This window comes from Sphingobium sp. RSMS, from assembly GCF_005406185.4.
Taxonomy (GTDB): Bacteria; Pseudomonadota; Alphaproteobacteria; order Sphingomonadales; family Sphingomonadaceae; genus Sphingobium; species Sphingobium fuliginis.
Genome location: NZ_CM191257.1, coordinates 2,161,164 through 2,174,556, shown reverse-complemented (window position 1 = coordinate 2,174,556; position 13,393 = coordinate 2,161,164). Strand labels below are relative to the sequence as shown.

The following is a 13,393-nucleotide window of genomic DNA, read 5'->3' as shown; positions in this document are numbered from 1 at the left end:
TTTAGAACCTGAAGGTCTCGGATGGGTCGATTTCGGGGGGAAGTGTGCCCTAGCAGCGCTCCACGACCTCAATTGATATCCTAAAAGCGGTAATGCAATGTATGCGATCAGATATTGGATATCGCAAGCCAATAAGCGAAAGGAGGTTTGATGACGCTGGTTCTGGCCTGGCAGATGATAGAGGGACTCGCTGTCGTTGCGGACACGCGTTTTGGCTCGGCGTCGAGAACGGTCGGCGAAGCAGGTCCCAAGATCTTTTCTGTACCAATTGTACTCAACAAGCATGGTAAATTCGTTGAGACTGAAAAATGCCGACTACCCAGTATGGGATTTGCATTTGCTGGCAATGTATTTGCCGGGCAGACCGCCAACGGCTTAGCAAGCACGTGTCTTCAGAATCTTCTTGTGGTCAATGATTTCGATAATGGACCAACGGTATCGGAGGTAGCTGACCTCTATGCACGCTGCGCCGCGCTCGTGGTCAATGAGCGACGCCGCTGGGAAAAAACAGACATCCATATATTCGATGGGCTGGTCTTTGGTCGCAGTACGCCGGCATCGCCCGCCCAAGCGTTTCACATCAGCATCGAAATAAACGAGGACGCCGTCGCTATCAGCAAGGCGAGTGAAGTCGCTCAAGTTGGAAGCGGTGCGCTGGTTTGCTTGGGGTCGGGAAATGCGAAGGTTGCGGAGATTGTCGAAAAGGCTCGTGAGACGGAAACCGATGTGATGCCTACGATCCTCGACCCGCTTAAGATACTCCGCGAAGTAATGGACGACCCCGACGTACCTAGCGTCGCCGGTTTCCAACAGTTCGCGGTCGCCACGCCCAGTGGAGTGGAGCTGCGTCCCGGGCTTCGACCCATTATGTCAGAAATGGTCAATCCATTTCTCGAAGGGGGCCCTTCAGTACTTATGCAACAGCGGCTTGAGTATCAGATCCTAGGGTTCGACATGGGTGATATCGGCAATGTCGGTCAATATTTTACGGGCGCAACGCATTTTGCATCGGGCTAGTCCGAGGCTCGCTGTGAAAGGTGAGTAGCACGTCATGCTTGCGCAAGGCGGAATAGCCAACGCTCGGTTTGGTAACTTCGATCAGCCAGGGTCAGCTACAGTCTCATCGCCACTCAATATTCGGTCCGCTAACCAGACGTTGCGGCTTATTGATACAGCTAACCGGCTATCTCATAACCGAGTGGCTACTTAGCCCGATCTCTATCTCGGATCTGCCAGTCAGCAACTGGCTAATCTTACGAAGGCCGAAGCAAGAATAGCGGACGGTCTGCTGCCGGGGAACGAAAATCGATCGCTGAATGGCCGCAAAGGGTCGTCAGCGGCTTCGAATTCTGATGGAGGTCGCAGCGGAAAAAGGAAGAATCGCCTTCTCCAAGGCGTGCCAAGGACTCGAATTCGTGCCGAATTGGCTCGAAATTTTTTGGGGGCTTATCCGGGGGCCTTTGTCATCCTCTAGTACAAATTATCTAGCTTAATCAGGATGATAGAGTCGCTTTATGAGTCCCGTAAGCCACCATTTCGGTCCAAAACCACGAGTCCCTAGCACCGCCGCCTCTACGCCAGAGGCGGCGGTGAGGGTTCGCAACAATTCCGTGCGATTGCCACGGATGCGGACATCGGTTTTGCTGATCACTTCCACCCGCTGCGCGACCGCGCGAATTTGGTTTCGGGCATAGGTGCCATCCTCGTGCCGTAGCTTGCGGCGAACGGCTCGGGCGAAAGTGCCGAGCGTGTGTGGCGTGATTTCTGGACCGATCCGCTCGATGTGCGTGACCGCTCGCTCGGCGTCACCGCGAGCCTGATTGCGGATGGCCGTCAGTTCTGCGATCCGCGTTTTGAGCGATGCGTCGCCAATATCCACTAGGCCGTTCTCAATCGCTTCGTAGAGCCGCGTCAGCTTGGCCTCTGCCTCGGTCGCGCGACGCTCCATCTCAGCGACGTGTAGACGGCGTTCTGCCGCCCATTCGTCGCGTCGGTTGAGCAGTTGATCCATCAGACCTTCCAGGCGCGCAGTATCGAGCAGTCGCTTCTCCAGATGGTCGACGACCGCCTGGTTGAGCTGATGCATCGGAACTGAGACGCCCTTGCAGCCAGTTTTCCCCTTCGTCGCCTTGGTCGCGCAGGTGTAGTAACGGTATTCTTGCCCGCTTCGGCTCGTGCCCGTGCGGAGCGTCATGGCGCCGTTGCAGCTCGCGCAGAAGCAGATGCCGGTCAGTAGCGTCGATCCCCCGACCGCGCGCGGTGGCATCATTTTGGGGCTGCGCGCCTTCAAGGATCGCTGAACCGCCTCGAACTCAGCCACGCTGATGATCGGCGGCACCTCCATGACGGCATGCTCTTCCGGCGGCTTGCGGCGCTTCTTCTTCACATCATAGGTGTTGAAGCGGTGCGACGCCGCGCCCGATCACTGGCGCCACGTCCATAAGGTGTCAGACGTTTCGTCTAGAACTTCCGAACGATAGCCAAGCCGAACCCCAGTTGGCTTGCCGTTCCTACCTGGCGAACGATCGGGCTTTTGGCGGTGCTATCGAGCAGTCGCTGATAGTTGAGGAAACCAATGACACTCCACCGTTCGCTGGCTCGGTAAAACAGCCCCAGAGACCATTCGACGGTTTCAAGTCCGGACTTGGCGGCATAGGCAGGTATCCAGCCTTTGGAAACCCTGCTGGCCCTCCGGCCCGTCGAGAAGAAGGTTCATATCGGCCCCATCTGCTCAAGAGTCGAAGCATGGGGCAAAGCCGGCGCTGTTCACCGCCTGCTCTGATGCATGGCGGCTATCACCTGGTCTATTCCTCTATCTAGCCGCTCCGCTCCGCAACGCCGATGCCGGGCTGACATGAGACCGTGAAGCGGTGCCTTAGTCGATGTCGAAAGGGAAGAAGCACGGATGGCGCGGCGCCTTCACGAAGGGGACAATGGCAGGCCCTTGTGCGGCCCCAGATATGAGAGAGGTTCGACATGAAATTATTACGGTACAGATCGGCAAACGGCATCGGCCTGGGCGTGCTGAAGGATGATGGCATCGTCCCGCTGGCGGAACTGCACGACTACCCCACCATGCTTTCAATCGTCGCCGGCGGCGAGACGGCGCTGGGCCATATTGCTGCATTTGTCGCGTCCAGAACGCCCTCCATCCCCCTGTCCGATGCGCAACTTGTCTGCCCCATCGAACGGCCCGGCAAATTTCTTGCGATCGGCATGAACTATCGCAAGCATGCGGAAGAGGGCGAGCGCCACGGCATTCCGGCCCCCAAGCAGCAATTGTGGTTCAACAAGCAGACGACTTGCCTTTCCGGGCCATTCGATCCGATCGATCCGGGTGTTACGGAAAAGCTGGATTATGAAGTCGAATTGGGAGTGATCGTCGGGACGGCCGCAAAAGGTGTCACCGCAAGTGCGGCCCGGTCGCACGTGTTCGGCTATGTCGTCGTAAACGATGTCTCTGCGCGAGACTGGCAGTTTCATTCGCCGACGTTCACGGTCGGGAAGTCCTTCGATACCCACGGACCGATAGGCCCCTGGATCGTCACGGCCGATGAAATAGCCGACCCGCACGACTTGCGCATCCGATGCCTGGTCAACGGCGAGGTTCGGCAGGACAGCAATAGCAACGAACTCATTTACAATATCTGGGAACAGATCGCCTATCTCTCGACGGCCTTTATGCTGGAGCCCGGCGATATTCTCGCGACCGGCACGCCAGAGGGGGTTGGTGTCGCGATGGACCCGCCCCGCTTCCTCAAGCCGGGCGATGTCGTACGATGCGAGGTCGACAAAATCGGCGCTATCGAGAATGTCGTGTCCGCCCCATAGCATGGGACAGTGCCGTCGGCAGACGGCACAACCGGCAAGGATTGCACGCGGGACCGGCTCAATCCTCCAACATGCGGCAGGTCAACTATTCAGGCCAGCGCAGCGGTTTGCCATGGCAACCGCTGCAACGCTTTGCCCGAGCGATTGATGAGCTTCTGACGGTGCAGACCAAGCGTTGTCGGCCGAAATGTTCCCCGTCCGGCATAAGGGCATTCCGCTCGATAGTTCCCAGGCATCACTCTTTATCTTCTGCCATATCTCGATGCGTGATCGGACGCGGTAGCGTCGGTTCATGAAAACGAAAAACCCTTCCCCTGATCTCTCCGCCCAGCGCCCTCGTATCGTCATTGTCGGTGGCGGTCCAACGGGCCTCGCCACCGCACTCGAACTTGGCATGCGCTCCATCGACTGTCTGCTCATCGAGCGGGAGTCGAGGGGCGGACATGCCCCCCGGGCCAAGACCACGCATGTCCGGACGCGTGAGCTGTTGCGTCGCTGGGGACTTGCCGATGTCCTCGCCCAGGCTTCGCCGTTCGGCATCGACTACCCCACGGATGTGCATTTCGTTACCCGGCTGAACGGCTATCCGCTGGCCCGCTTCGAAAATGCGATGCAGGGTTCGCCGCGGCGTGACGAACGCTATTCCGAGCATGGGCAGTGGATCCCGCAATACAAGCTCGAGTCCGTCCTCAGGGAACGCCTTCTCGCCATCGATTGCGTCACCATGGCGCATGGTTGCGAATTCATCTCCTTCGAGCAGGACGACATGGCGGTCCGGGTGACCGTCAAAGCCGTCGATACGGGCGAGGAGCATGTGATCGAAGCGGACTATCTGGTCGGAGCCGACGGCGCGCGCAGTACCGTGCGTGAGGCGATCGGGGCGAAGATGGAAGGGCGGTACGGCCTCTCGCGCAATTATAATATCATCTTCAGCGCCCCGGGCCTCGCCGACGCGCATCGGCAGGGGCCAGGAATCATGTATTGGCAGGTCAATCCGGATGTGCCGAGCGTGATCGGTCCCATGGATGAAGGCGATCTGTGGTTTTTCATGCCTTTGAGTCTGCCGCCGGAAAAAATGTTCACCGATGAGGAGGCGCTCGACCTCATCAAGCGTTCGACCGGGATCGACCTGCCTTACCGAATTCTGAGTTCCGACCTGTGGGTCGCCAGCCGCCTTCTCGCGGACAAATATCGCGACGGGCGCGTCTTCCTGGCGGGGGATGCCTGTCATCTTCATCCGCCTTATGGCGGCTTCGGGATGAACATGGGGGTCGCGGACGGCGTCGACCTGGGGTGGAAGCTTGCGGCCGCGCTGCAAGGATGGGGCGGTCCAGCCCTGCTGGACAGCTATGAGGCCGAACGGCGACTGATCCACGAAATCGTGTTGGACGAAGCCGAAGGCAATCACGGCACCCAACCGGGCAATCTATTCCGCAGCGGGATAGAGGATGATGGCCCGGAGGGCGATGCCGTCCGGCGTGAGGTGTCCGACCTGATCGCGCAGACCAAGCCAAGGGAATTTTATACGCTCGGTGTCGTGCTTGGCCTTCGTTATTGGCGATCACCGGTCATCCGGGACGACGGCACGGGAGCCGATTGGCGACTGTCGCTCGATTATACGCCAAGCGCCGCACCCGGCAGCCTGGCTCCGCATGCATGGCTCGCTGACGGCTCGTCGCTTTATGATCATTTTGGCGCCGGCTTCACCCTTATCGCCTTCGGAGGCGCGGATACGCGCGAGGCGGAGCATGACGCCGCGAAATCCGGCATTCCTCTCAAGATCGTGACAATCGACGAGCCCAGGGTGGCCGCGCTCTATGAACGGCGGCTGGCCTTGATACGGCCCGACCAGCATGTCGCCTGGCGGGGTGACATATGGCCGGCGGGCGACGTGCTCGCCCATGCCGCCGGCCTATCCCCGGCGTCCGACGACGGGGCAAGTGCGGAGTGAACGACCTATCGGATTCTCCCGACGCGTTGCCCGGCTTCTGGCAGGCGTTTCTCGATGCTCCTATGCATCGGGTGCAAAAGCTCTCCATCCTCGCGCTGACCGCGATGTGCGCGCTCGACGGACTGGATCTGTTCGCGATCACTTTCGCAGCGCCGGTCATCGGTCGAGAGATGGCGATCGGCAAGGCCGCCATCGGGCTGGTTCTGGCGGCGGCTCTGGCCGGCATGGCGCTGGGATCGCTCTTTCTCTCGCCGCTCGCCGACATCTATGGGCGGCGGCGCCCGCTGCTGTTCAGCTTGCTGATGATGATCGGCGGCACGCTTTGGACAGCGCTCGCGGGCAATCTCTTCGACCTTATCGGGTCGCGTCTGATTACCGGCCTGGGCGTCGGCACGATGGCGGCAGTCATCAACCCGCTTGCGGCCGAATATGCCAATGCGAAGCGGCGGGACATTTCGGTGGCCATCGTCAATCTCGGCCTGCCCGCCGGCGCGATCGTGAGCGGCATTCTGGCGGCGTGGATGATCCCGCTATTGGGCTGGCGGGCGCTTTTCCTTGTAGCGAGCGGTCTTGGCATGGTCATGCTGGCGATCGTCCTGCTCTGGCTGCCCGAGTCGATCGTCGGCATTCTGTCGAGGGGCGGGCCGGCGACGCAGACGCGGCTGAACCATTTGCTCAATCGGTGCGGCCAGCCGGCTAGCGTCGCACCCGACGCCATTCGCCCCCGGGCGCGGCGTCGGTCGATCCGCCTGCTGCTGACCCCAGCCGAACTCCCTGCAACGGTCGCCGCCGCGGCCATCTTTTTCCTGTTTACGCTTTCCCTTTATTATATCCAGAGCTGGGTGCCGTCGCTGATCACCGGCGCCGGGCACACCGTCTCTCAGGCGGCGCTGGCCGCCACGGCGATGAGCGTCAGCGGCGTGCTGGGCGGTTCCGCCTTTGCGTTTCTCGTGCCAAGGCTTGGGCTCAAGCGGGTCGTGATCGCCGCGGTCACGTTGAGCGGCCTGGCCATCGCGCTCTTCGGCGTGGTCCCCATGGATTTGCCGGTCCTCGTCGCCATGTCGGTCCTCGTCGGCGCCAGCACCATAGGCGGCATGGTCAACCTGTACGCCATTCTCTCGCGAAACTTTCCTCCCTCGGCGCGTGCCTCGGGCATCGGCTTCGTCATCGGGGTTGGACGGTTCGGGAGCGCACTTGGACCCGCGCTGGGCGGATTGCTGTTCTCGCTCGGACATGAGCGCGCAATGGTCTCCCTGGTCATGGCGATGCCGGCCCTGCTCGCGGCTGCCCTGCTTCTGCGCATCAGGCAGCGCGACTACGCCTGACATGAACGCTTGAACGCCGCCACCCACGCGCATACGATGCCTCCCACCTATTGCAGCCTGACATTATGATCGAATCAGGCATTGCTGGAGGATATGCATGAAGCTTAGTCATCTCCGCGACGTCGTCGCCGTCGCCGAAGCCGGAAGCCTGCGCGCGGCCAGCCGCCGGCTGGGCATCACCCAGCCCACCATCACGCGCAGCATACGCGATACGGAGAATGAGCTTGGCGTCTCGCTTTTCACGCGCCATGCCAATGGCGTGTCGCCGACCCCCCTCGGCAAGCTCTTCGTGCGCCGCGCGCTGGCGATCCAGTCCGAACTTCGGCGCGCGCATGAGGAGTTGGAGCAGGCCAAGGGCAATTTCGTCGGAGAGGTTTCGGTCGCATTGTCCTCCGCGTCCGGCCTGGCGCTGATGCCGTCCATTCTGGGACCGTTTCGGGCAAGCTATCCCCGTGCCCTGCTGAAACTCACCGAAAGCCTCTTCCAGCCGATCGAACATGACATCCTCACCGGTGAAATCGACTTTTACGTAGGGCCGCTGGACGAGCATCTGTCCGCCGCCACCTTGCTGGTGGAAAAGATTTTCGATAACAAGCGAATGGTCGTCGCGCGAAAGGGTCATCCATTGGCTCACGCGACAAGGCTCGCGGAACTGCGCGATGCCCAGTGGGTCCGCCCTTCCTTCTCGACCCAATATGGCGAAGTCGAGTTTGAGACGATGTTCGAAAATGCGGGCCTGACGGAGCCGGAGGTTGTCGTCCACTGCCAGTCCGCGCTGATGACGTTGCTTGCGGTCGCCAATTCGGATCTCTTGACGGTGCTCCCGATGCAGTGGCTCGATTTTGCGCCCAGCAGGGAAGGTTTGCAGACGATCGGCCTCGTTGACAGCCTCTATGCGGCGCCGATCTGTATCGTCCGCCGCGCGGACGTGCCGCTGACTCCGCTTGCCGAAAGGCTCTGCGACCTGACCCGCAAGGCAGGGCATAATTACCACCGGCGCAATTTGGGGCTCTAGGCGACGTGGATAAATTCAAGACCCGCTGGACTGAGTGATCCGGGTGGAACCAGGACATTCCCCCTCCCGCAGGCGGGAGGGGGCTAGGGGGTGGGCTGGCGCGGCACCTGCGCTGTTTTGCAACGGCTAAGTCAGAAGCTCGCTACGCTCGCGCCCACCCCTAACCCCTCCCGTTTACGGGAGGGGAAGGTCCTGAATTGGCCATTTCCCGGCATTCCTAATTTGTACACGCGGCCCAGGGTGCACGCAGGGAACCCGCGCAGGCTCAAATCTTGGGCAGCGCCGGGTTCCTTATACGGAACAATGTCTGCGCATTGCGGAAGCAGATATGCTCTGCATCGACTGGCGACAGCGGGGCCGAGCGGATGAACCGCACGGCTTCATCGCTGCGCTCATAAGGATAGTCGATTGCGAAAAGGATTCGCTCCGCACCCAAAATGTCCAGACAGTAGGCCAACACCTTGTGGGAGAAGGTTCCGCTTGTCGTGATGTAGACATTCGATTTGAAATATTGGCTGGGAAGTTGCCTCAGCGGCTTGAGGCCCAGCTTCTCCCCTCCTCGCGCCATGAGATTGCGATAACGATTGTCGATGCGCGTGAAATAATAGGGGATTCCTTCTCCCATATGCCCCAGCACCACTTTCAGCCGGGGGAACTCATCGAACACGCCCGCGAATATCATGCGAAGCAGGTGCAGGCTGCCATCGGCGCCATATCCCCACAGGGCGCCGCTCAACCCGTAATTCTCATAGGGTCCGATCATCGCCTGCGACGGAGAACGCGGATGCAGGTAGAGTGGCATGTCCTGCGCTTCGAGCGCGGCGAGAATGGATCTAAATTTCGGCTCGTCCAAATATTCGCCAAAGCTGTGCGAGTTGATGATCACGCCGTTGAGCGCCAGATCCTTCCGAGCGCGTTCGATCTCCGCGACCGATGCCTGGGGGTCCTGAGGCGCTATCGCCGCCAGCCCGGCAAAGCGCGTGGGATGGGCGCGAATGATCGCGGCAAGGCCATCGTTCAGGGAACGGGCGACGCGCGCGCCTTCCTTTGGCGGGAAGGCTTGCGGACCCGGAATCGTGATGCTCAACAGGTGCATATCGACGCCGTTCGCGTCCATTTCCGCAAGGCGCGCCTCCACGCTGCAAAGCTTGCGATTGAGCTCCGACGCTCCGGCGCCGGTTCCGCTGCGCAAGAGAGCGGTATAGGTCTTCTCAGCTTCAGTCATTCCAGGAGGTCCGGCGTCCAACGCGGCCATAAGCTCCGGCGTCGCATAGGCTTCTTCCGTGGCAATCAGAGGCGTTCCGGACGGTTGCGCCCGCGCGCCCTCGGCGCTGATGATCGGTCCCGCCAGGGCTCCCGCTATCACGGTGCGTCGATCCAGTTGCGTCATCAAGTCTCTCCTTTGGAAGACCTTTTGCCATCAGCCGCAATGGGTGAAAGATGTCGCTCTGCGGCACCCGATGCCTGCCGCCTATCTAAACCCGCAAAAAGCAATCGTCCCGTCGCGAGCAACACTGCCTATTGAACCGTCCAAACACCGCGCCCGGACAGGATGCCGCGCGCGAGGGGAGGATGAGATGCGCAGCAGTTTCTATCTTACGAGTGCCGCTTTGGCCTGCCTTACGCCAGGCGCTGTTTTGGCCCAGCAAGTCGATTCGGCTACAGGGAATGCGGTCGCCGACGCAGGCGAGATCATCGTCACGGCGCAACGCCGATCGGAACGGCTGCAGGACGTACCCATCGCCATTACGAACCTCGACAGCGGACGCCTGGCGAAAGCCAATATTCAGACGCTGCAGGATCTGCCGCGCATCGCGCCAACATTGAAGGGAGGCAATGGACCGGGGACATCAGGGGTGCGCCTGTCGATCCGCGGACTCGGTTCGCTCGGGAACAGCGCCATCGAACCCAGCGTGGCCACCTTCGTCGACGGGGTCTATATCGCACGCCCGGGCGCGATGTACGGGGCGCTCCTCGACCTCGACGCCATTGAGATATTGTCCGGCCCGCAGGGGACGCTCTTTGGCCGTAACGCATCCGTGGGCGCGCTGAACATCCGCACCAAGGCGCCGAGCGACCGGTTCGAAGGGAATATCGGCGTAGAGGCCGGCACCGGCGACCGGTACCGGCTGGACGGCGCGATCAACGTGCCGCTCGGCCAGGACGTCGCGCTTCGCGTTGCCGGTCTCGCGCAGCTTTTCGACGGCTATTGGAAAACCACGGGCACTGGCGGCAGAAGCGGTGTCGACAATTTTGCGGGGCGCGCGACGCTGCGCGCGAGATTGTCGGATAAGCTGACCTGGACGGGTCGTGGCGACTATACGCTCACGCGGGGCGGGGGATGGCAATATACGCCCCTGATCGCCAAGAGTCTGACGCCGGCGACGCTGGCGGCACTGACGGCGCGGATCGGCGCGCCTTCCGATCTCGACCGGGACGATGGCACCACCAACCAGTACACAGCCGGCAATCATGTGGATTCGAAGCATTGGGGCGTTTCCAGCCAATTCGATCTGGAGCTGGGCGATTTCGCCGTGAAGTTGACCGACAGCTATCGAGACTGGAACAATCTCGAACAGGATGGCGACGGATCCTTCCTTCCCATCCTGTTGCTCGCCCGCGACAATTTCTGGCGAAGCAAGAGCAACGCGCACGAGTTGCAGCTGAGTTCCCCCACAGATCTTCTGGGCGGCCGTTTCAGCTTCGTCAGCGGCGTTTATTATTATCATGAAGACTTGCGGATCAATTATAATTTCAACCTGTCGCCGGACTTCTGCAGGATTGTCGCGCCTTCGACCGCGACGGCGGCCTGCCTTGCGAACCCTCGGAATCCGGCGGCATTGTTCGTCTTCAACCAGAGGACGTCGAGTTTCGCCGGCTATCTTCAGGGAAGCTTCAAGATCGTGCCGTCGCTCGATCTGACGCTGGGCGCGCGCTACACCCATGATGACAAGGACGGAAGCTTCATAGGCAGGAATTTCAATCCCGCGGCGGCTTCGATTCAGACCAACGAAACGACGAAATTGTCTTACGCCGAAGGCCGTTGGACTTACAGGGCGAATCTCGCCTGGCGTCCAAGCAGGGAATTGATGCTCTTCGCAACCTATTCGACCGGGTTCAAGTCCGGCGGATTCAACTCCGGCAACTCAAATGCCGCCCTGGGCCAGCTTCGGGTCTTCAATCCGGAGATCGTCAAGGATTATGAATTGGGTTTCAAGTTCCAGACCCGTGATCGCGTCCTGACATTCAACGCCACCGCGTTCAGGATGGACGTGGACGACTTCCAGGAGCGCGCGCTCTTCGGAATCACGCCGGTCGTGCAGAATGTCGGTTCCTTGCGCCAGCAAGGCATCGAGGCCGAACTGACCGTCAGGCCGGTCGAAGGTCTTCAGTTGAACACCGGGATCGCCTATCTCGACTCAAAGTTCAAATCCTATCCCAACGCGCCCAACATTCCCGGCTTCACGCCAGCCACGCACGATCTGAGCGGCTTTCCATTGACCTTCTCGCCCAAGCTCGCGGGCACGAGCGGCGTCGAATATTCCGTGCCGGTCGGCGGAGACATGCGGATCAGCCTGCGAGGCGACATATCCTATACGACCAAATATTATGCGGGCACGACGATCGACGGAAACCCGTACACGATCCAGCCGGGTTATTCCTTGCTCAGCGCCCGCGCCACGCTGTTCGGCCGCGACGACAATTGGTCGATCGCTCTGTTCGGCGACAATCTCGCGGACAAGCGCTATTGCACCAACATCGCCGTGCAGGTGTTCGATGCGCCGCTGGGCTTGCGCAATCCCACCACGGGAACAGGCCTGCGCTGCTTTGTAGGCAATCCGCGCACATTTGGCGCCAGACTGACCAAGAATTTCTGACCGCGGCAAGGCGGGCGTGCGCCATTGTCCAGTTCCGGCATTCGAAGAGGCGGGTTAAGCGTGAACCCTTCGGGCCGCGCTTCCCAGGCTTCTCAGGCTCGCGGGAAAGGCGGGGTGGTGGCGGAATGGCGTGTGCCTGGTTGGAGACAGTGGCGTCGCCGACGAACAGGCGGTAACGGAATATCCCATTATGACCCGCAAAATACGCCAGGCCGCCTCCGCCCTCGACTATCGGGAACTTGCCCGTCGCCGTCTGCCACCATTCCTGTTCGAATATATCGACGGCGGCTCCTATGCCGAGGTGACGCTTGAGCGCAACCTGGCCGATCTCGCGGCGACAGCGCTGCGGCAACGCGTGCTCACCGATGTGTCGCGGCTCGATCTCACCACGACATTGTTCGGGCAGCATCTCGCGCTGCCGGTGGCGCTCGCGCCCATCGGCCTGGCCGGCATGAATGCGCGCCGTGGGGAGGTGCAGGCCGCGCGCGCCGCGGAGGCGGCGGGAATCCCCTTCTGTCTGTCGACCGTTTCGGCATGCCCGCTGGAGGAGGTTGCCGGGGGTGTGAATGCGCCTTTTTGGTTTCAACTCTATATGATCCGCGATCGCGGCTTCATGCGCGCCTTGTTGCAGAAAGCGAAAGCACTCGGCTGCTCCGCCCTCATATTTACCGTCGACATGCCGGTGCCCGGCTCCCGGTATCGGGACTATCATTCCGGCCTGGCCGGGGCGGCGGGCAAGGCTGGCGCCATCCGGCGGCTTGGCCAGGCGGCGCGGCATCCGCGCTGGGCGTGGGACGTCGGCCTGCTCGGGCGTCCGCATCAGCTTGGCAATATCGCGCCGGTGCTGGGGAAGAAAACGGGGCTCGAGGATTTCCTCGCCTGGATGCGCGCCAATTTTGATCCGAGCGTCAGCTGGCGCGACCTCGATTTCATCCGGGAGATTTGGGACGGCCCCTTCATCATCAAGGGCATCCTGGACAGGGAGGATGCGAAAATGGCGGCGCGCGTCGGCGCGGACGGCATTGTCGTGTCCAATCATGGCGGCCGTCAGCTGGACGGCGTGCCCTCTACGGCGCGGGCGCTCCCTCCTATTGCCGAAGCTGTCGGAGATCGCATGACTGTCCTGGTCGACGGCGGCGTACGATCGGGACTGGACGTCGTCCGCATGTTGGCGCTCGGCGCAAAGGGGGTGCTTCTCGGCCGCGCCTGGGCCTATGCGCTCGCGGCAGGCGGGCAGGCGGGGGTCGCGCATGTGCTGCAGCTTATCGAGGCGGAAATGAGGGTCGCCATGGCGCTGACGGGCAGCCCGGACATCGGCGCCATCGGCCGCCACATCCTTGTGGATGAGCTGTAAACGATCGCCCCGCCGCGGGATGCGACTGGTGTCCGCCCG

The 13,393-nt window shown here is 61.2% G+C and carries 9 protein-coding genes and 1 pseudogene; 7 read left to right on the top strand and 3 right to left on the bottom strand.

Annotated features, from left to right (window positions below):
- Window positions 1–150: 150 nt before the first annotated feature.
- Window positions 151–1,017: a hypothetical protein gene (locus EGM87_RS10395; protein WP_044660079.1), complete on the top strand. Its 867-nt coding sequence runs from the start codon at window positions 151–153 to the stop codon at window positions 1,015–1,017.
- 472 nt (window positions 1,018–1,489) lie between these two features.
- Here EGM87_RS10395 and EGM87_RS10390 read toward each other — a convergent pair whose 3' ends face one another.
- Complete coding sequence (locus EGM87_RS10390) at window positions 1,490–2,386, bottom strand: recombinase zinc beta ribbon domain-containing protein (protein ID WP_238320087.1); 897 nt, start codon at window positions 2,384–2,386, stop codon at window positions 1,490–1,492.
- A 74-nt stretch (window positions 2,387–2,460) separates the two neighbouring features.
- A pseudogene (locus EGM87_RS10385) lies at window positions 2,461–2,679 on the bottom strand (MipA/OmpV family protein); the annotation flags it as partial.
- A gap of 342 nt (window positions 2,680–3,021) precedes the next feature.
- Between EGM87_RS10385 and EGM87_RS10380 the strand changes: the two are divergent.
- From EGM87_RS10380 to EGM87_RS10365, 4 genes are all read left to right on the top strand, one after another.
- Window positions 3,022–3,831, top strand: a complete 810-nt coding sequence (locus EGM87_RS10380) for a fumarylacetoacetate hydrolase family protein (protein ID WP_238320086.1) — start codon at window positions 3,022–3,024, stop codon at window positions 3,829–3,831.
- 292 nt (window positions 3,832–4,123) lie between these two features.
- Entirely contained in the window at window positions 4,124–5,782 is a 1,659-nt protein-coding gene (locus EGM87_RS10375) for an FAD-dependent oxidoreductase (protein ID WP_137710338.1), read from the top strand.
- Window positions 5,779–7,107 (top strand): MFS transporter, encoded by a 1,329-nt coding sequence (locus tag EGM87_RS10370; RefSeq protein WP_165363306.1) that lies wholly within the window; start codon window positions 5,779–5,781, stop codon window positions 7,105–7,107. Before EGM87_RS10375 ends, EGM87_RS10370 begins: the two co-directional genes overlap by 4 nt.
- Before the next feature lie 97 nt (window positions 7,108–7,204).
- A complete protein-coding gene (locus EGM87_RS10365; RefSeq protein WP_044660075.1) occupies window positions 7,205–8,122 on the top strand; it encodes a LysR substrate-binding domain-containing protein in 918 nt (305 codons plus the stop codon).
- Window positions 8,123–8,387: 265 nt separating this feature from the next.
- Here EGM87_RS10365 and EGM87_RS10360 read toward each other — a convergent pair whose 3' ends face one another.
- Window positions 8,388–9,512 carry an amidohydrolase family protein gene (locus EGM87_RS10360; protein WP_083198881.1) on the bottom strand — a complete coding sequence of 375 codons (1,125 nt, stop codon included), beginning with the start codon at window positions 9,510–9,512 and terminating at the stop codon, window positions 8,388–8,390.
- A gap of 247 nt (window positions 9,513–9,759) precedes the next feature.
- Between EGM87_RS10360 and EGM87_RS10355 the strand changes: the two genes are divergently transcribed.
- A complete protein-coding gene (locus tag EGM87_RS10355; RefSeq protein WP_044660074.1) occupies window positions 9,760–12,000 on the top strand; it encodes a TonB-dependent receptor in 2,241 nt (746 codons plus the stop codon).
- A 190-nt stretch (window positions 12,001–12,190) separates the two neighbouring features.
- Window positions 12,191–13,354, top strand: coding sequence for an FMN-dependent L-lactate dehydrogenase LldD (lldD, locus tag EGM87_RS10350; protein ID WP_044660073.1), 1,164 nt, complete (start codon window positions 12,191–12,193; stop codon window positions 13,352–13,354).
- Window positions 13,355–13,393 lie beyond the last annotated feature (39 nt).

Excerpts from the sequence above, each read along its gene's own strand:
- EGM87_RS10375 (WP_137710338.1), top strand. The coding sequence starts at position 4,124 with ATGAAAACGAAAAACCCTTCCCCTGATCTCTCCGCCCAGCGCCCTCGT.
- EGM87_RS10365 (WP_044660075.1), top strand. The coding sequence starts at position 7,205 with ATGAAGCTTAGTCATCTCCGCGACGTCGTCGCCGTCGCCGAAGCCGGA.
- EGM87_RS10360 (WP_083198881.1), bottom strand. The coding sequence starts at position 9,512 with ATGACGCAACTGGATCGACGCACCGTGATAGCGGGAGCCCTGGCGGGA.
- lldD (WP_044660073.1), top strand. The coding sequence starts at position 12,191 with ATGACCCGCAAAATACGCCAGGCCGCCTCCGCCCTCGACTATCGGGAA.
- EGM87_RS10395 (WP_044660079.1), top strand. The coding sequence starts at position 151 with ATGACGCTGGTTCTGGCCTGGCAGATGATAGAGGGACTCGCTGTCGTT.